Origin of the sequence: Saccharothrix sp. NRRL B-16314 (assembly GCF_000716595.1) — a bacterium.
Classification (GTDB): domain Bacteria; phylum Actinomycetota; class Actinomycetes; order Mycobacteriales; family Pseudonocardiaceae; genus Actinosynnema.
Window position 1 is genome coordinate 737,952 of sequence record NZ_JNXC01000001.1, and the last position, 17,771, is coordinate 755,722.

Consider the following 17,771-nt stretch of genomic DNA (forward strand, 5'->3'; position numbering starts at 1 on the left):
CCGTGACCAGGAAAGACAGGTCACGGGGTCTTCTCGTTCATGTCCGGCCGTGTCCGACCGGGACCGGCCCTCTACGGGTGGCTGTACCGAGGACGTACCGACGTGGCCCGGCGTTCGGATCCGGATGAACCCCGCGAGACGATCGTGCTATAGGCGACATGCTGTTGGTTTAGACGGCTAAGTTCGAGCCCACCACGCCCAAGGCTAGAAGTGACATGCATCACATGCCTGCGTGTCCCTTACTCGCGCTTGCTACGTGGAAGCGCTGTGGTGCGACCGTGCTCAGATGGTGGCCGTCTAACTGAGCGTCGTACCGTAGGTCTATCCGGTGTCTAGTCGACTCGCGGTTGCTCCGGCGGGCTTCGAAATCACCCAGCGGCAGTGGCTGAGGCGGAAGCTTGCAAGACTGGTCAGCGGCGAAGCACCTAGCTACCTGCCTGGCAGCGGTTACTCACCGCATAAGTGACGATGCTTGATGAAGGGAGAGTCATCGAGGTGTATGAGGACGCCGCACGTATGCGCGCTACTGAGGCAAAGCACTTGGCGGACGGCGGCCACCTCTGTGGCGCTCTGTATCTAGCTGGGTATGTGATCGAGTGCAAGCTAAAATGTTTGCTTATTCGCTCGGGCAAGCCATTTCCTCAATCGGGACAAGCCGGGCACGACCTTCACGGATTGTGGGAAGCGGCTGGGCTTAGGTCAGATGATCTCGGAGGGCATAAGCGAGCATTTCTCGACTACTGGAATACGAGTATCAGATATACCAGCGTGGTGGATTCGAAGCATGCGCCGAAGGATTTGCTTGATGGAGCGATCGCGTTAGCTGGAATCGTAAGCAATCGAATCAGGTACGCGCGCCCGATCCGACGCAGCGGAAGGAAGTCATGAATCCTCATATGCTCGATGCAGATACCGTGAAGCGCATGCTCAGGGAAAACTCCGCTAGCAATAGTATGGTCATCGCTAACATCTACGTGACGCGAGGATTGGAAACCGGGTGGCGAATTCGAGTTGTCAGTGATTCTTTGGCCGGACTTTCGGATGCAGAGCGACGCAGCCTTTTGTTGTCCGGTTTGGAGGAGTGGATCGAAGCCGCTGAGCTACTTACTTCCGCCGAAGAGGGCTGGTACGGCCCGCCGCCTCTGGAAATTGATGGACCATTGCCAATTTGGTCTGAGGCGCTGAAGCAGTCATCAAGTCAACCGCTCCTCTTTGCTAGCGACCTCGACGAAGACATTAAGTCACCTGCAATCGTTACTTTCTACAGTCTTCGTGGCGGTGTCGGACGTACGACTGCGCTTGCTGCTGCCGCTAAGTTGCTTGCCGCTCGAGGGCGACGAGTTCTGTGTGTCGACATGGACTTCGAAGCTCCTGGGCTTCACTACATGTTCCACCTTGATGAGCCAAGAACAGAACAAGGCGTCATTCCTTTGCTCCTTGCTCTTGAGCGAGGCGAGTCGGTTGATATCAGGGACCATGTACAGCGAGTAAGCGAGGCTGACGAACTTTATTGTTTGCCCTCCGGTAGGCTAGGGGTTGACTATGCGCAGCGCCTTCGCCTGATCGAGCCAGAGAACTGGTATAGAGAAGAGCGTAACCCGCTGCATGCCCTACTCGAACTAGCTTCTGAATCATCTATTCAACCGGAAATTATCCTACTTGATTCGCGTACTGGAATATCGCCGATCAGTGCTCCCTTGCTCTTCGATATTTCGGACTTGGCTGTCGTATGCTTCTTTCCGCACCCTCAAGCGCACCTCGGCACTGAACTACTTGTGCAGTCGCTTTTGGCGGCTAAAACGAGGCGTTCAGATGCTGGGCATGCCATCTCTCCAGAGCCGCGTTTCTTGGTTTCACCGATCCCTCCCGGACCATCTGCTGCTAGATTCCGCGAACGCGCAGTGTCCTGGATCGATACGTGGCTGGCAAGAGTAGGCGACCGGAGATCTTCAGATACAGGGCCTCTTCAAGCTGACGAGCTCACGCACGTCATTGGATACTCACCTGAGACAGCATTCAAAGACTTCATGGATACCTCGGTGATTGTCAATGAAACTTACGGTCCTGTTGCTGATTGGCTGGAGCAACTACTGCCTCGACCTGTGGCCCCAAGCACAGTTCGATCAGTGGATAAGCGCGAAGCTCTGGTAGAATTGAACTTTTCGCGCGGCCAAGCTGAAGAGCAAGAAAACCTTCTGGACGACTTCGTCAAGACACGGGTGGCCGTACAAGCGTCGGATCCGCAGTATCCGCTCGTAATCGGGCGGAAGGGTACGGGCAAGACCGCCGTATTTAGGTGGTTGTTGGATCGCCCCGGTGGGGATGCGCCGGTCGTAGTGATGTGTCCCCACACATTTCGAAAGAGGTTCCCATGGGTGCTTGGGGCCGAAGGATTTGCGGCGATTGACAATGCTTTGACTGAGAACCAAGCAGGCTGGTCGCGATTCTGGGCGTGCTACACAGCGCTTGCTACCTTCCTGTCACTGCCTAGGCAACCAGGAACCTTGCCGCCAGAGCGATTCGGTCTAGACCTTGAGAATCTGGAAACCTCTGATCGAGCCGATGAACTCTTTGTCGTTGAAACAGTGACAAAGATGATTTCAGATGCGCAAGCCGGACTGCTTGCCGGTAGGTGGCTTCGGGAACTTGATGCGAGCCTCTCCTCATCGAGATTCCTCTTGTTCGATGGGTTGGACACCGGTTTTGGCAATGATGTAACTAGTAGGAATCGACGGACCGACGCCGTTGCTGGCCTATTTACTTTTCTTACCGAGTCGGAAACTAGACTGGATCACCTTTCGTTCAAGGTGCTATTGCGATTCGATATCTGGCAGCAACTGAGGTTCGAGAATAAAAGCCACCTGTTCGGTCGCTATGTGCAGTTGCTGTGGAAAGATCAGGCAGACTACTTCAAGACTGTACTTAAGCAAGCTGTTCGGAGCTCAGCATTTCAGAACTTGTTGTCCCAAGTTGGTGTTGGCCCAAATGTCGACTCTTGGCGTTCGGAAGAAGTTTATCAAGCTTGGAATGTCCTCGTCGGTGAGCGGATGAAGGGTGCAAAAACTACATTCACTCGAAACTGGGTGTGGAATCGACTCGCTGACGGACAGGGCGATCATAGCCCTAGGACATTGTCGCAGCTATTTGCTGCCGCAGTGGAGTGGGAGTCGCGAGAGCGCACGTCGTACGATCAGAGTGTTGTCCGGCCGCGTGCTCTAGTTCCAAGCCTTGAACGGGTCAGCGATGAGGCGGTTGGGGCATTGCACGAAGAGTTCCCCGAGCTTAAGTCGATCGTCGACGCTTTGGAGACAATCGGGCGCACCCCTCTAGTGCCCGGCGACATTGAATCGGTGAAACCTGGCGCGTTGGAACACCTTGAATTGGCTCTAGAGGTTGGTCTGATCGCCGTGCATGAAGGTACGCAGGAAGAAGTTCGCCGCTACCGTGTGCCTGACCTATATCGGCATGCTCTTGGTATGACGCGTAGAGGGCAGGCGTAATTTATTCAAGCGAATTTACTATGGCAGGATTAGCGTGTACTCGCGGTCAAGGTCTGTCGGCCGCGAGTACACGCTAATCAGCAGTTAATTCGTCGTGGAGGTAAAACTCCACGTTCATCGATAGGTGTTGGGCATGTGATAGCGTGGCGATGCCATGGTGACATATTGGTCTTATAGCGTATTTGGATAAGCTGCCGGGCGCGCTCCTCTCCACCGTCGAGGCACTTCGCGTAGACCCGCATCAGGACGTTAAGGCTGTGGCCTGCCCACTCGGCGACCCGTGGAGTCTCCACACCCAGGTTGAGCCACGTCGAGACGCATGCATGACGGAGGTCGTAGGGGCGCTTGGCGAGTGGGGAGGCCATCACGTCGGCAGTGAAGACCGCTTCGCGTGCCAGCGCCCACACCCGCCCGTAGGTCGAGCTGCCGATCCGTCCCCCGCGCTCGGCGACGAACAGCAGCCCGCTCGGCGCGGTGCAGAACCGGTCGAAGTGCTCGTAGAGCAGCACTGCCAGTTCGGGTGAGAGCGGCACTGTGCGGCCTTCGCCGTCCTCTCGGTGCTTCAGCCCTCGTTCTTCGCTGCGTCGGCCGCTGTCGGTCCACTCAGCGCCGATCTCGGGCGCGGCCTTGGCCAGGTGGATGTCACCCCACTGAGTGACCCGCCACCGGCCCGCCTCCTGGTCCCACTCCCGTGGTGGCATGACCAGGTCGCTGCGACGCAGTACGGAGGCTTCCTCGGGACGCAGAGCGGCGAGGTACATCAGGCCGAAGAACGCCATGAGCTTGCGACCGGTCCGCCCGATGCCGGGTACGGCCTGGAGCAGCGTCCGGGCCTGGACAGGGTTGGCCACCGAACGCCGGTCGACCTGGTGGGCGACGTTCTTGCGCTTCTTCGTCGTCACCTCCTTCAGCGGGTTCGCGCTCAGCAGCTCCTTCTCCACCGCGTAGTTCAGCGCGCTGCCGAGCGTGATCCGGCGCAGTCGAATCGTGTCCGGCGCTGCCCGCGTGCCGTCCAGCTTCCGTTCGACATCGGCCAGCAACGCCCGGAGCACGTCCGGTTTCGCCAGGTCGGACACTGGCCGGGTGTTCTGCGACAGCCACACCAGCGCCGCGGCTACGTCCGCCGGCTGTCGGGCGTCACGGCGACTGGTGTTGAACGCCACCCGCATCGCGCGGCGGAGCACGTCCCCGTCCGGCCTGCCTCGCGTCCCCGTGAGCAGTGCCGAAGTGATGGGCGTCAACGCGTCGGCAATCGTCCGGCGCTGCCCCGGTGACGAGTCCCGCCACTTCATGTCGACGAACGTGCACGAGAACGCGAACCACGACGACGTGGCGTTCGTCTTGCGCACCATCGACACCGGGAGCCCGCTATCCCGGTCGAACGCCTCGCCCTTGTTGGCCGCACTCAGCAATTCCGAGCGAAAGCTGTTCGCCAGCGCAGACGTCCGAAACGGCTCCTTGAACCGCTTCCGTGCCACCGACCACTGAACCCAATGGGTCGTCTTCTGCTTGCCCTTGTAGACGTCGATGACGTAAATCCGCACGTCATAGCTCGTGTCGGTCATGCGGCCACTTCCTGTCCGTCGAACCACGTGTCGATGTCTCGGCGGTCCAGCCGCAACTGACCGTTCGGCAACTTCCGCACCCGTGGCGCGGTGCCCTTGGCCAACCAGTCATAGAAGGTCGAGCGCGCCACCTTGAACTCGGCGCAGAACTCGGCGACGGTCAGCAGCTCACGTCGGCTCATGGCTAGTTCTCCCCCTTGTGTTCGGCGGGCAGGTAGCGCGACCAGGCGTCGGCGAGCCCGTTCTCCCCGTTGACCATGTAGCCCTTGACCGTGCCGCCGTTGTGCTTGAACGCCTTGGCGCTCACGCCGTAAGCCCTCAGTTCGGCGGAGAGCGCGCGAGCGTTGAGCGGCTTGCCGTGGAAGTCGGCCCACGGCGATTCGTCCAGCTCGTGAAGCGCCAACAGGATTTCCACGGTGCTCATCCGGTCGGCGTGCCGTTCGCCGAACAACGTCCGGAGGTCGGAGAGCAGCCGGACTCCGTCCGACACGGGCACGGCGGTGGCCTCGGCGACGAAGTGGCGGCAAGCGGCTCGCGCGGTTTCCGGCCAGTGCCCACCGGCCGCGTCGGCAATCGCCAGCAGCGGTTCCCAGATTTCCGCTGGTCGGTCGGTGACGCCTTCCGGCATGACGGGCGTTGCCGTTCCGACCTCTTCGCCGACGCTGGTCATCCAGTCGGCCAGTGCTTCCCGGATCGGTGCCGACTCGATGGCCACCAGGCGCTCACGGAAGGCGTCCACACGCTCCTCACGGCGTCGGCGACGCAGGTTGATCGTGATGGCGCGCGTGGTGATCGTGGCGGGCATTCCACCGGCGATTCCGGCCAGCGCGGCCGGTGCGTAGACCGCGAACCGCTCCACGATCATGTTGTTGGCGTCGCCCTTGCACCGGGCGACCGTGGCGGACCGCTTGTACCCGGCGTTGAGCAGCGCCCGGAGGTCTTCGTTACCGCTGCCCATCTTCGTGAAGATGGCGTCGACCTCATCGAACAGGATCGTGATGGGCGCGCTGCTGACCATCCGGAACAGCGCGGCCGGACTCGCCGAGAACGTCATCTCAGGCGACTTGACCAGGTACTGGGCGACCTCCAGGACGCGGGTCTTGCCCGATCCGGGTTCAGCAGAGGACAGCACGAGCCGCGGCGTGACGTAGAACTGCTCCACAGCCCACGTGTGGGCGTACCAGAGCGCCGGCGCACCTGCGGCAGTTCGCGAAGCACGAGAAGCACGACGTCGAAGCGGGAATCCTGCTCCGCGCCGACGTGCACGTGTTGTTCGACCGCGGGCTGATGGCCGTGGACCCGGCCACCAAGCAGGTCTGCGTCGCGCCGGTGCTGCACGTCTACGAGTCGTACGCGCCGCTGAACGGTCGGCGCGCGACGTTGGTCGGAGTGGACCTCACCGCGGTGCGGGAGCACTTCGACGTGGCCGTCGCCACCTGGGGCCCCGCGTAGGTGGAGCCCGGTGTAGGTGAGGCCGGCGCGCAAGCGCTTCCTCTCGCTTGCGTGCCGGCCTCGCGATGCAGCATAACCCATATCGAACGCATGTTCGAGAGTTAAGCGATCGCGGCTCTTCCCTCATCGGTCAGCTCGGCGTCCGACCGCTCGTCCAGGCGCACCGCCCGACGCGCCCGCAGCAGCCCCGCGTGCACCAAGTCGTGCGTGACCATCTGGTCGCAGCACGGCAACCCGTCCACGTAGAGGTCCGGCTCGCATCCCCCCGACAGCTGGCCCCGCCCCGCGGCAACAGCGCGGAGCATGGCCTTGGCCCGGCCTGACAGCTCCTTCACGACAATCATGGCGACCCCCTCGCCCGTCCTTCGCATCCTGCTTCCTTGTCCTGTAGGAGGTCTCGACCTGCCCTTCGAGTACCCCGACGCGGCGAGTTCACCCGGCTGGACGAGGCCTTCCCCACTCTGCCCGGCTGAGCCGTTCGGACCACGACGCCACGCCGACCGGTTGCCCTGTTCAGCCCAACCGAACTGCCCGCGACCGGCCGGCGCTCGGATCGACCCGTCGCCGCCGATCGGTCGGGCCGCCTCCGGCACGGCCACGAGACTGAGCGCATGAGCGAAATCCTCATCGCCGTCACCGCCCTGGCGACCGGCGTCGCCCTCGGCCTGGTCGTCCGCTTCACGGGACGGCGTCGCTCGTCCGGCCAAGCCCGGCGCACGAACGCGCGTGAACTCCTCTACGCCGCCGACGACCTGGAGTACGGGCTGAACACCGTGCTGAACTTCGGCCCCCTGTCGCTGTCCGAGCTGACCGCGGTCGACCTGCCCGCGAAGCTCGACCGCGTCGCCGCGACCGGAGGGGTGGCCGCGGCCGTCCTGGCCACCCTCAAGACCCACACCGAGAAGATCGCCCTGCACCCCTACCCCGAACAGCGGGACCTGCTCACCGCGGTACGGGAGGACGAGGCCGCGGTGTGGTTGGCGCTGCGCGACGCGGTCGGCAGCGGTGCGGCGCAGCGCCTTGCGGCCACGGAGGCGCGGCGGGTGCTGGACGGCATCCGCGACGGGCTGCGGCGCGAAACCAAGGTGGAGAAGGAGCTCGTCCGGGCCTGACGTGCGGGGCGGTGGCTAGAGCGCCGGGCGGCGTTGCCAGGTCGTCCACAGCGGCCGGTAGCCGTGCGAGTACCAGAACGGCGTGGACAGCGGGTTGGGCAGGGCGTGGTGCAGCAGCGTCACGCCCACGCCCGCCTCGTCCAGCAGGCCGTGCGCGTGGTCGGCCAGCGCCGCGCCGATCCCACCGCCACGCGCGTCCGGCCGCACCCCCAGCAGCCCGAGGTACGCCACCGGCCGCACGGACGTCCGCCCGGCGATCCAGTCCGAGTACCCCGGCAGGTCGTAGTACAGGAACCCGACGACCTCGCCTTCGCTCTCCGCGAGCCAGGCGCACGGCTCCGGACGGTCGAACATCCCGGTGATGTGCTCGCGCAACCGCTCCGGGGTCGACGGCCGGGTGGTGACCATGCCGAACCGGCTGTCGTACCGCGTGGTCTCGACGTTCAGCTCCACCGCGGCGTCCAGGTCGTCGTGCGTCAACGGCCGGATCTTCACCGTCGAACCGCCGCCGCGCCCACGTCCGGGCAGCCGGGCGGCGATCACGAGCAGCGGCGAGAAACCGTGCCGCACCAACGTGTCGGCGGCGTCGACCGCACGGCTGGGCACGGTCACCAGCGCGGCGGTGTCGTGATCACCCGTGCCGGTCAGCTCCCAGTGGCGCAGCTGGTCGTCCAGGTCGGCACCGGGGTGCCACGTCAGGGCGTGCGTCCGCAAGGCACCCCAGCTCGCGCTCAGCGAGTCCTCGGACAGCTCCGAGAACGAGTACGGGTCGTCCACGGGCGGGAAGCCGGGCAGCAACGGGTCCACCTTCTGAAGCTAACCCGCGCGGCAACCGCATTGCCCGCCGTGCCCGGCCCCCGTGTGATCCTCGCCGCACCCGCGGCTGAACCGCGCCGAGCCGTTGCCCCGGCCCCTCCTACGGAGTCCCGGAGGGTCTCGTAACCGGTTCCGCCCACCACGCGCCCGCCCTGTGGAGAACGCCGGGGCTCGCCTGCGCCGACCTGCCGGGAGACCGCGCGGCGAGCCGCGGAGGGCTGGTCCGGGCCGCCCTCGACCAAGATCGGGTACGGCTCTCCGGCCGGCTCGCGACGGCGATGAGGGGCCGACTGATCGTGTGAGCCGTTCCGTTACTTCTCGTGGCAATCCGCTACTCGACCTGCCATTTCATCCCCCGACCGGGGTACATTGGCACCCTTGGAGGGGTCCTGGTCGTTGTTCGGGACCCCTCAGTCACGCTCGGAGCCCGAAGGCCGCGACCCGGCCTACCGCGACGACGGCCGACGAGGAGGCTGGATGTCCGACCACGCGTCGGCCACGGCGCCCAACGCGCCGACCCGGTCCACGAACCGCGCTTTCAGCGTGTTCGCGGGCCTGCTCCTGGTCGCGGGCGTCCTGACCGCCATCGCCGTCGGCATGTGGCTGCCCGACACCTCCCCGGACGTCGACCGGCTGTGGACGACCGGCCCGCTGCTCGTCATCGGCTTCCTGCTCGCCGAGCAGCTGGCGATCAACGTCGACGTGCGCAGCGGGGTGGCCTGGACCATTTCGTTCACCGAGATCCCGCTCGTGCTCGGCCTGCTGGTGGCGCCGTTCGAGATCGTCCTGGCCGCGCACGTCGTCGCGGGCGTCGGCACGCTCCTCGGCCGCCGCGTGCTGGACCGCGCCGTCTACAACGCGGGCCTGATGTTCATGGAGATCTCGGTGGCCTTCGCGGTCGCCGAGTGGATCAAGCGGCTGCTCGGCTCGGAAGGGCCGTTCTGGGCGGGCGCGTTCGTCGGCACCATCGCGGTGCCGCTGCTGGCCAGCGTGCTCGGCCTGACCGCGTTGCGGATCATGGGCAAGGGCATGCGGGTCGCGCCGAGCCTGCGCCTGGTGCTCCAGACCCTCGTGGTCGCCCTGCTGAACACGTCCGCGGGTCTGGCCGGCTACGAGATCGCCGACAAGGCGCCGTGGGGCGGCCTGCTGATCGGCCTGGTCTTCCTCGGCATCACCGCCATCTACCTCGCCTACTCCGGCCTGCTGCGCGAGCAGCGCGACCTGGAGGCGCTGAGCGAGGTCTCGCTGCGGGTGGCCCGTTCCGGCAGGCACGCCACCGGACCGCGCGGCACCGCGCCGGAGGACGGCGAGGGCAGCGAGAACGACGAGTGGCAGCTCATCGCCGAGCGCATCCGCGAGCAGCTGAACGCGAACCGGGTCGTGCTGCGACTGCGCACCGACCCGCAGGCGCCGATGCGCACCCTCGTCGCGGGTGAGCCGCTGTCACCGGGGATGCGCCGCGACGACCCGCGCGTGCTGCGCGAGGACGCGATGCTCCAACTGCCCGGCAACTCGGTGCGCTACTACCGCATCGTGGACGCGGGCGAAGAGGTCTCCGAGGCGCTGACCCGCCGTGACGCGCAGGAAGCGCTGGTCGTGCCGCTGCGCGGTGCCACCCAGCTGCTCGGCGCGGTCGAGGTGCACGACCGGCTCAGCCGGTGGCGCGGCTTCGGCAAGGCCGACATCCAGCTCCTGCGTACGCTCGCGAGCCACCTCTCCACCGCCGTCGACAACCGGCGGCTGCTCGCCCGGCTGCGCCACGACGCGTACCACGACCCGCTGACCGGCCTGCTCAACCGGCCCGGCTTCCGCGAGGCCGCGAACGAGCCGATGCGCGAGGCCGACACCGCCGTCGTGGTCCGGATCGACCTGGACGTGCTGTCCACCGTCTCCGACGCGCTCGGCCAGGCGTGGGGCAACCGGATGGTCGTCGCCGCCGGACGACGGCTGCGCGACGAGCTGGGGCCCGAGGTGCCGCTGGCCAGGCTGGAGGGTGGCGCGTTCGCCGCCCTGATGCTGGACCGGCAGGCCGAGCGCATCCAGGAGATCGCCGAACGCCTGCGCGCCGCCCTCTCCGTGCCGTACCCGGTCGACCGGCTCACCGTCGAGGCGGGCGCGGTCGTCGGCTGGGCCACCACGGCGGACTGCGAGGTCGACGAACCGGACCCGGACGCGCTGCTGCAGCGGGCCGACGTCGCGGTGCGCGCGACGAGCGAGAACGAGCCGCTGCGCCAGTACGCGCCGAGCATGGGCCAGATCTTCCTGCGCCGCTTCCAGCTGGTCACCCAGTTCCGGTCGGCGGTGGAGAACGGCCAGATCTCCGTGCACTACCAGCCGAAGGTCGCGCTGCCGAGCCGCCAGGTCGTCGGCGCGGAGGCGCTGGTGCGCTGGAAGCACCCCGAGTTCGGCCGGGTGGACCCGGACGAGTTCGTGCCCGCCGTCGAGGCCACCGGCCTGATCGACGTGCTGACCGACTTCGTCATGGACAAGGCGCTGGCCAGGGTGCGCCGCTGGATCGACCGCGGGCTGCGGATGTCCATCGCGGTGAACCTGTCGGTGCGGACGCTGGCCGACGAGGAGTTCCCGGACCGGGTGGCGGCGGCGCTGAAGCGGCACGACGTGCCGCCGGAGCTGCTGACGTTCGAGCTGACGGAGTCGGGCGTGATGGCCGACCCGGAGCGCGCCCTGCCGGTGTTGAGGCGCCTGCACGCTATGGGCGTCGTGCTGGCCGTCGACGACTTCGGCACCGGCTACTCGTCGCTGGCCTACCTGCGCCAGCTGCCGGTGGACGAGGTGAAGATCGACAAGAGCTTCGTGCTCGGCATGGGCACCGATCTGGGCGACATGGCGGTGGTCCGCTCGATCGTCGAGCTGGGCCACTCGCTGGGGCTCATCGTGGTCGCCGAGGGCGTCGAGGACGACGCGGCGCGCGACCAGCTCGTCGGCATGGGCTGCGACGTGGCGCAGGGCTACCTGATCTCCCGGCCGCTGTCGGAGGACCGGTTCGAGGCGTGGCTGCGGGCCCGCACCGTGCAGGTCAGGGGTGCGCGGGATGAGACGGTGCTCACGTTGGTGCACTGAGCGGGCACCCCGATTTCCTTCCGGCGCGGGGCCTGTTGTAGAGTTCTCCTCGCTGCAAGAGCGCAACAGCAAGCCCCTTTAGCTCAGTCGGCAGAGCGTCTCCATGGTAAGGAGAAGGTCTACGGTTCGATTCCGTAAAGGGGCTCAACAACCGGCCGCGGTGCTCAAGCATCGCGGCTGCGTTGTCTCAGCGGTGTAGCTCAGTTGGTAGAGCAAGCGGCTCATAATCGCTGTGTCGCCGGTTCAAGTCCGGCCACCGCTACTCAGCAGGATCCCCGCCAGGCGGTAAGCCCGTACTGGGGAATCGGGGCAGACGAGCTCTGGAAAGGCAAGGACCGTGGCTGCAACCGACGTACGCCCCAAGATCACCCTCGCGTGCGAGGAGTGCAAGCACCGGAACTACATCACCAGGAAGAACCGGCGCAACGACCCGGACCGCCTGGAGATCAAGAAGTTCTGCCCGAACTGCAAGACCCACCGCGCTCACAAGGAAACCCGCTGAGCCGGTAGTCGCTCTTCCGACGAGGCCCGTCCCGGAATCCGGGGCGGGCCTCGTCGCGTGCGACCCGCCGCGTATAACCTTTTCCGGTGCCACTCGACCAGTCGTTCGCCGGACGTTCCTACCCGCCGTCGCCGCCCTACGAGGTCGGCCGCGAGAAGATCCGCGAGTTCGCGGACGCGGTCGGCGAGGCGAGCCCGGTGCACCGCGACCCCGAGGCCGCCCGCGCGGCCGGCTACAAGGACGTCATCGCGCCGCCCACGTTCGCCGTCGTGCTGTCCCTGAAGGTCAACGACCTGCTGATCGACGACCCGGACCTGGGCCTCGACTACGGCCGCGTGGTGCACGGCGACCAGTCGTTCGTCCACCACCGCCCCATCACCGCGGGCGACCGGCTCCGGGTGGAGCTGCACGTGGACGGCGTCACGACCCGGATGGGCAACGACATGCTGGCGCTGCGCGCCGAGATCACCACCGAGGACGGCGAGCCGGTGACCACCGCGAAGTCCACGCTCGTGGTCAGGGGGGAGAACGCGTGATCACCGCATCGGAAGTCTCCGTCGGCGACCAGCTGCCGCCGCTGTCGGTGCGCGTGACCCGCGCCGACCTGATCCGGTACGCGGGCGCGTCCGGCGACTTCAACCCGATCCACTGGAACGAGCGGTTCGCCGACGAGGTCGGCCTGCCCGGCGTGATCGCGCACGGGATGCTCACCATGGGCCTGGCCGGCCGGATCGTCACCGAGTGGGCGGGCGACCCCGGCGCCGTCGTGGAGTACGGCGTGCGGTTCGGCAGGCCCGTACCGGTGCCTGACGACGCCGAGGGCGCGTTGATCGAGGTGACCGCGAAGGTGGCCAAGGTCCTGGAGGACGGGACGTTCAAGATCACCGTGACGGCGTCGTTCGAGGGCAAGTCCGTGCTCGGCGGCGCTTCGGCCCGGGTTCGGCTGCCCCAGGGCCTCTAGCCGCTGTCAGAAGCTGCACAAGGCGCTGGTGCTGGCGTCGGTGGCCGTGGCCGAACGCCGGACGACGTCGGCCACGCGCACCTCGCACGCCACGTTCCCGCCGTCCGGCCCGATGGTGACCGTCAGGACGCCGTGGTCGGGTTCTTCGGCGGCGATGATCTCGATGCGCCAGGGGAGCGCGGTCAGCTCCTCCTGGCGCGTCTCGACGCCCTGGAAGGTCGAGTAGGTGACGGTGGCCCGGGTCGCCGTGCCGCTGACCTGGTAGACGACCCGGACCGGCGGGTCCGGGGACGTGGTCAGCAGGACCAGGACGAGCGCGCCCAGCACGAGCGCCGCCGAGGCCGTGATCACCAACCACCTGCGGCCGGGATGCTCGCGCAGGTCGGACTCCGTCATGCGTTGCACTCCTCGGGTGAATGTCCATGCGACTGGAAGGACCATCGATGTAGTTCTACCGAGGGTTACTCGCATCACCCAAAGGGGTTACGCAGCGTCAGAAGTTCGAGCAGCTCGCCAGCGCGTGCGCACCGGTGCCGGTCGCGGTCTTCTTCTCCACGCCGTCCACGGTGATCTTGCAGGTCACGGTGCCGCCCTCGGCGCCGGTCATGACGGTCAGCGTGCCGCCGCTGAACAGGCCCTTGACGGTGAACTCCTTGGTCCACGGGAAGGATGTGACGTCCTCGTCGTTGGTGGAAGACCCGCTGTCGCTGAACGTCGAGTAGCTGACGGTCGCGGACGGCGCGTCACCGGTGATCTCGTAGACCAGCACGGACTCCTTGTTGGCCTGCGCCTCCAAGTCCGCGATCGCGTCCGTGGCGTCGGACGCGGCCTTCGTGAACACCGCCGCCCACAGGATGGAGACCACGAGGCCCACCGCGGAGAGCGTGATGCCCGCGATGGCGAGGCCCTTGTTGTTCGCCTGGCCCTTGTTGGCCTTGGACAGCCCCACCAGGCCGAGGATCAGGCCGAGGATGACGAGCGGCCACGCGATCACGCCGATGATCGGGATGAAGCTGAACAGCAGGCCCAGCAGACCGAGCACGAACCCCGCGGTGCCGAGGCCGTTCTCGGGCGCCGGCGGCGGGGCGGGCTGCTGGTACTGCATCATCGGCTGCTGGGGGTGGGACATGTGCTCTCCTGTCGGGGGCGGCTCATGGGGCGAGCCGGACCTCCGATCCATCGTGGTGCCACCCAAACCATTACCGCCCGTGATCGAACTGTGTCCGAACACGACGAAAGGCACCCGGATCGGGTGCCTTTCGTGACGGTGCGTCGGTCTTGTGCTAGTCGACCTCGGCCAACAGCTCGGCCATCCGGGTCACACCGGTCTTCAGGTCGTCGTCGCCCAACGCGTACGACAGCCGCAGGTAGCCGGGCGTGCCGAACGCCTCACCGGGCACCACGGCCACCTCGACGTGCTCCAGGATCAGCGCCGCGAGCTGCACCGTGTCGGTGATCTCCACCCCGCGCAGCTTCTTGCCGATCAACGCCTTCACCGACGGGTACACGTAGAACGCGCCGCGCGGGGTCGGGCACTCCACGCCGGGGATGGCGGACAGCATGTCGACGATCGTGCGGCGACGGCGGTCGAACGCCACGCGCATCTCGTGCGCGGCGTCCAGCGGCCCGGACACGGCCTCCAGGGCGGCCCGCTGCGACACGTTCGCCACGTTCGAGGTCAGGTGGGACTGGAGGTTCGCGGCGGCCTTCACCACGTCCGCCGGGCCGATCATCCAGCCGACCCGCCAGCCCGTCATCGCGTACGTCTTGGCCACGCCGTTCAGCACGATCGTCCGGTCCGCCATCGCGGGCACGGCCACCGGCAGCGACACCGACTCGGCGCCGTCGTACACCAGGTGCTCGTAGATCTCGTCGGTGATCACCCACAGCCCGTGCTCCAGCGCCCACTCGCCGATCGCGGTGATCTGCTCGCGGGAGTAGACCGAGCCGGTCGGGTTCGACGGCGAGCACAGCAGCAGCACCTTGGTCTTCGGGGTGCGCGCCGCCTCCAGCTGCTCCACCGTCACCAGGTAGTCGGTCGACTCGTCCGCGGTGACCTGCACCGGCACGCCGCCCGCCAGCGTGATCGCCTCGGGGTAGGTGGTCCAGTACGGCGCCGGCAGCAGGACCTCGTCGCCCGGGTCCACGATCGTCGCGAACGCCTGGTAGACCGCCTGCTTGCCGCCGTTGGTGATCAGCACCTGGGCGGCGGTCACCTCGTAGCCCGAGTCTCGCTTGGTCTTGGCGGCTACGGCCTCCCGCAGCTCCGGCAGCCCGCCGGCGGGCGTGTAGCGGTGGTTGCGCGGGTTGGCGCAGGCCGCCTGAGCTGCGACTACGATGGCCTCGGGGGTCGGGAAGTCCGGCTCGCCCGCGCCGAAACCGATCACCGGTCGGCCCGCGGCCTTGAGCGCCTTCGCCTTCGCGTCGACCGCGAGGGTGGCGGACTCGGCGATGCCGGCGATCCGCTGCGAGACGCGAGGGTGCTCGGAGGTACTGGTTCCGGTGGTCGTTTCAGGCGTGCCCATGGCCCCAATCGTGGCAGACCGCACAACCGACTCGGCTTCCGGCACCCCCTCTGACCGGGCCAGTTGGAAGGACGGCCCCTTGGTGCCGTATGCTTCCGGTCTTGGAACGTCCAGTCGCTGCCTCACGAGCCACGTGAGGAGGGTGGGGGGCGTCTCCAGCCAGGAGGTTCTGGTCCCAGAACCTCAAAGGGGTGTAGCTCAACTGGCAGAGCAGCGGTCTCCAAAACCGCAGGTTGCAGGTTCAAGTCCTGTCGCCCCTGCGTCGAAGCGCGATGGTTGAAGCGGAGGACGGCATGAGCGAGGGCCGCGAGCAGGACCAGCCGGAAGAGCGCGAGAGCGCGTCCCGGCCGGTTACCGCCGCAGCGCGGCGTGAGCGCCGTGGCTCCGCGCGACCGGCGGGCCGCAAGGACGCCGAGGCGAAGAAGGCGGCTGAGGCCGACTCCGACGCCGAGGAGGCCAAGAAGGGTCGTCCCACGCGCTCGCGGGCGGATTCGGAGAAGCGGGCCGGTTTCTTCGCCCGGATCGTCCGGTACGTCCGCGAGGTGGTCAGCGAGCTGCGGAAGGTCATCTGGCCGACCCGCAAGCAGATGATCACCTACACCGGAGTTGTGTTGGTCTTCGTGGCCTTCATGGTGGCGTTTGTGTTCGGCCTTGATACGGCCTTCGCCTGGGGCATGTTCAGGGTGTTCGGCTGAGCCGAGCGCCCGCCGCCCCGGGTGGCGGCGGACATGTGATGCATGAGAGGAAGCGAGACCCACAGTGACCTCCGACAACGGCGGCGTTGACGCCCAGGAGCTGAACGACCTGACCGACGAGCAGGACTTCGACGGTGGCGTCGAGGACGTCGAGCAGGCGGAAGCGACGGAGGACACCGAGGAGTCCGCCCCCGTCGAGGCCGAGTCCGAGTCCGACGGTGACGACGAGGCCGGTGACGACGTCGAGTCGGCCGGTGACGTCGAGTCCGGTGGTGACGTCGAATCCGGTGGCGATGTCGAGGACGTCGACCTCGCTGCCGTCGACATCGACGCCGAGCCCGCGGACCCCGCCGAGGAGATGCGCGAAGCACTGCGGCGCGCCCCCGGCGACTGGTACGTCGTGCACTCGTACGCGGGCTACGAGAACAAGGTCAAGACGAACCTCGAGACGCGCATCCAGACGCTCGACATGGAGGACTACATCTTCCAGGTCGAGGTGCCGACCGAGGAAGTCACCGAGATCAAGAACGGCCAGCGCAAGCAGGTGCAGCGCAAGGTGCTGCCCGGCTACATCCTGGTCCGCATGGAGCTCAACGACGCGTCGTGGAGCGCGGTGCGCAACACGCCGGGCGTGACGGGTTTCGTCGGCGCGACGTCGAAGCCGTCGCCGCTGACCATCGACGACGTGCTGAAGTTCCTGCTGCCGCAGGTCGAGCAGAAGCCCGCCGCCGGCAAGAAGAGCGCCGCGAGCCCGACGAAGTCCGCCGTCGAGGTCGACTTCGAGGTCGGCGAGTCGGTCACCGTCATGGACGGCCCGTTCGCCACGCTGCCCGCGACGATCAGCGAGGTCAACGCGGACGGCCAGAAGCTGAAGGTGCTGGTGTCGATCTTCGGTCGCGAGACCCCGGTCGAGCTGTCGTTCAGCCAGGTCTCCAAGATCTAGCCGAAGGTCCAGCCAGGACAACAAGAACTCCGGTGCCCCTCTGACGGACAGGCGCCGGCAGCCACGCTGCGGCTGGCAGGGCCGCGCGCGGACACCGCAATAAAGGAACCGAGATGCCTCCCAAGAAGAAGAAGCTCGCAGCTGTCATCAAGCTGCAGATCAAGGCCGGGGCCGCGAACCCCGCGCCGCCCGTTGGTCCCGCGCTGGGTCAGCACGGCGTCAACATCATGGAGTTCTGCAAGCAGTACAACGCCGCGACCGAGTCGCAGCGCGGCACTGTCGTGCCGGTCGAGATCTCCGTGTACGAAGACCGCTCGTTCGACTTCAAGCTCAAGACCCCGCCGGCCGCGAAGCTGCTGCTCAAGGCCGCCGGTGTGGAGAAGGGCTCGGGCGAGCCGCACCGCCTCAAGGTCGCCAAGGTGACCATGGACCAGGTGCGCGAGATCGCGCAGAACAAGATGGTCGACCTCAACGCCAACGACGTGGACCAGGCGGCGAAGATCATCGCCGGCACCGCCCGCTCCATGGGCATCACCGTCGAAGGCTGACCCTTTCTCTTTCGTAGTCGTGGGAGAGCCACGCGCTGGCTCGTCACCACAGCTGATCCACTCTTAAGGAC

Annotated in this window: 18 protein-coding genes and 3 tRNA genes; 13 read left to right on the top strand and 8 right to left on the bottom strand. The window is 66.5% G+C overall.

Annotation, left to right across the window (positions count from 1 at the left end; translation table 11 throughout):
* The first annotated feature begins 923 nt into the window (after window positions 1-923).
* Window positions 924-3,500 (top strand): P-loop ATPase, Sll1717 family, encoded by a 2,577-nt coding sequence (locus OQ02_RS42140; RefSeq protein ID WP_231499877.1) that lies wholly within the window; start codon window positions 924-926, stop codon window positions 3,498-3,500.
* A 77-nt stretch (window positions 3,501-3,577) separates the two neighbouring features.
* Here OQ02_RS42140 and OQ02_RS03670 read toward each other — a convergent pair whose 3' ends face one another.
* Genes OQ02_RS03670 through OQ02_RS03680 form a run of 3 tightly spaced genes read right to left on the bottom strand, consistent with a single transcriptional unit; the run spans window position 3,578 to window position 6,227 of the window.
* Complete coding sequence (locus OQ02_RS03670; RefSeq protein WP_063746992.1) at window positions 3,578-5,065, bottom strand: tyrosine-type recombinase/integrase; 1,488 nt, start codon at window positions 5,063-5,065, stop codon at window positions 3,578-3,580.
* Window positions 5,062-5,247 carry a helix-turn-helix transcriptional regulator gene (locus tag OQ02_RS03675; RefSeq protein WP_033436674.1) on the bottom strand — a complete coding sequence of 62 codons (186 nt, stop codon included), beginning with the start codon at window positions 5,245-5,247 and terminating at the stop codon, window positions 5,062-5,064. The genes OQ02_RS03670 and OQ02_RS03675 overlap by 4 nt, the downstream gene beginning before the upstream one ends.
* Window positions 5,248-5,249: 2 nt before the next feature.
* The gene (locus OQ02_RS03680) at window positions 5,250-6,227 is read right to left on the bottom strand and encodes a DUF3631 domain-containing protein (RefSeq protein WP_051771622.1); all 978 of its coding nucleotides are present in this window, start codon (window positions 6,225-6,227) and stop codon (window positions 5,250-5,252) included.
* Window positions 6,228-6,331: 104 nt separating this feature from the next.
* On the opposite strand from OQ02_RS03680, the gene OQ02_RS03685 reads away from it, so the two are divergent.
* Window positions 6,332-6,517 (top strand): hypothetical protein, encoded by a 186-nt coding sequence (locus OQ02_RS03685; protein WP_231499851.1) that lies wholly within the window; start codon window positions 6,332-6,334, stop codon window positions 6,515-6,517.
* A 101-nt stretch (window positions 6,518-6,618) separates the two neighbouring features.
* Here OQ02_RS03685 and OQ02_RS03690 read toward each other — a convergent pair whose 3' ends face one another.
* Complete coding sequence (locus tag OQ02_RS03690; RefSeq protein WP_033437007.1) at window positions 6,619-6,861, bottom strand: hypothetical protein; 243 nt, start codon at window positions 6,859-6,861, stop codon at window positions 6,619-6,621.
* A 267-nt stretch (window positions 6,862-7,128) separates the two neighbouring features.
* Here OQ02_RS03690 and OQ02_RS03695 point away from each other — a divergent pair, with 267 nt between their 5' ends.
* Window positions 7,129-7,629: a hypothetical protein gene (locus OQ02_RS03695; RefSeq protein ID WP_033436676.1), complete on the top strand. Its 501-nt coding sequence runs from the start codon at window positions 7,129-7,131 to the stop codon at window positions 7,627-7,629.
* Window positions 7,630-7,644: 15 nt separating this feature from the next.
* Here the strand turns inward: OQ02_RS03695 and OQ02_RS03700 are convergent, their stop codons facing one another.
* Entirely contained in the window at window positions 7,645-8,436 is a 792-nt protein-coding gene (locus tag OQ02_RS03700) for a GNAT family N-acetyltransferase (RefSeq protein ID WP_051771623.1), read from the bottom strand.
* Window positions 8,437-8,922: 486 nt separating this feature from the next.
* Between OQ02_RS03700 and OQ02_RS03705 the strand changes: the two genes are divergently transcribed.
* The 6 genes from OQ02_RS03705 (at window position 8,923) to OQ02_RS03730 (ending at window position 12,989) form a co-directional block, all read left to right on the top strand.
* On the top strand, window positions 8,923-11,526 hold the full coding sequence (locus tag OQ02_RS03705) for a putative bifunctional diguanylate cyclase/phosphodiesterase (protein ID WP_033436677.1): 2,604 nt from the start codon (window positions 8,923-8,925) through the stop codon (window positions 11,524-11,526).
* Window positions 11,527-11,598: 72 nt separating this feature from the next.
* Window positions 11,599-11,671 (top strand) — tRNA-Thr (locus OQ02_RS03710).
* Window positions 11,672-11,715: 44 nt separating this feature from the next.
* Window positions 11,716-11,788: transfer RNA gene (locus OQ02_RS03715), tRNA-Met, on the top strand.
* 75 nt (window positions 11,789-11,863) lie between these two features.
* Entirely contained in the window at window positions 11,864-12,028 is a 165-nt protein-coding gene (gene rpmG, locus OQ02_RS03720; protein ID WP_015105301.1) for a 50S ribosomal protein L33, read from the top strand.
* An 86-nt stretch (window positions 12,029-12,114) separates the two neighbouring features.
* The gene (locus OQ02_RS03725; RefSeq protein WP_033436678.1) at window positions 12,115-12,564 is read left to right on the top strand and encodes a MaoC family dehydratase N-terminal domain-containing protein; all 450 of its coding nucleotides are present in this window, start codon (window positions 12,115-12,117) and stop codon (window positions 12,562-12,564) included.
* A complete protein-coding gene (locus OQ02_RS03730) occupies window positions 12,561-12,989 on the top strand; it encodes a MaoC family dehydratase (protein WP_033436679.1) in 429 nt (142 codons plus the stop codon). The genes OQ02_RS03725 and OQ02_RS03730 overlap by 4 nt, the downstream gene beginning before the upstream one ends.
* A 6-nt stretch (window positions 12,990-12,995) precedes the next feature.
* Here the strand turns inward: OQ02_RS03730 and OQ02_RS03735 are convergent, their stop codons facing one another.
* The 3 genes from OQ02_RS03735 to OQ02_RS03745 all read right to left on the bottom strand — a co-directional run bounded on the left by OQ02_RS03735 (window position 12,996) and on the right by OQ02_RS03745 (window position 15,514).
* On the bottom strand, window positions 12,996-13,385 hold the full coding sequence (locus OQ02_RS03735; protein ID WP_033436680.1) for an MmpS family transport accessory protein: 390 nt from the start codon (window positions 13,383-13,385) through the stop codon (window positions 12,996-12,998).
* Window positions 13,386-13,482: 97 nt separating this feature from the next.
* Complete coding sequence (locus OQ02_RS03740) at window positions 13,483-14,118, bottom strand: MmpS family transport accessory protein (protein WP_051771624.1); 636 nt, start codon at window positions 14,116-14,118, stop codon at window positions 13,483-13,485.
* Window positions 14,119-14,272: 154 nt separating this feature from the next.
* Window positions 14,273-15,514 (bottom strand): pyridoxal phosphate-dependent aminotransferase, encoded by a 1,242-nt coding sequence (locus OQ02_RS03745; protein ID WP_033436681.1) that lies wholly within the window; start codon window positions 15,512-15,514, stop codon window positions 14,273-14,275.
* A 187-nt stretch (window positions 15,515-15,701) separates the two neighbouring features.
* On the opposite strand from OQ02_RS03745, the gene OQ02_RS03750 reads away from it, so the two are divergent.
* The 4 genes from OQ02_RS03750 (at window position 15,702) to rplK (ending at window position 17,700) form a co-directional block, all read left to right on the top strand.
* Window positions 15,702-15,774 (top strand) — tRNA-Trp (locus tag OQ02_RS03750).
* A gap of 33 nt (window positions 15,775-15,807) precedes the next feature.
* Window positions 15,808-16,209 carry a preprotein translocase subunit SecE gene (secE, locus tag OQ02_RS03755; RefSeq protein ID WP_033437010.1) on the top strand — a complete coding sequence of 134 codons (402 nt, stop codon included), beginning with the start codon at window positions 15,808-15,810 and terminating at the stop codon, window positions 16,207-16,209.
* Window positions 16,210-16,273: 64 nt separating this feature from the next.
* On the top strand, window positions 16,274-17,152 hold the full coding sequence (gene nusG, locus OQ02_RS03760) for a transcription termination/antitermination protein NusG (RefSeq protein WP_033436682.1): 879 nt from the start codon (window positions 16,274-16,276) through the stop codon (window positions 17,150-17,152).
* A gap of 113 nt (window positions 17,153-17,265) precedes the next feature.
* Window positions 17,266-17,700 (top strand): 50S ribosomal protein L11, encoded by a 435-nt coding sequence (gene rplK / locus OQ02_RS03765; protein ID WP_033436683.1) that lies wholly within the window; start codon window positions 17,266-17,268, stop codon window positions 17,698-17,700.
* The last annotated feature ends 71 nt before the right edge of the window (window positions 17,701-17,771 follow it).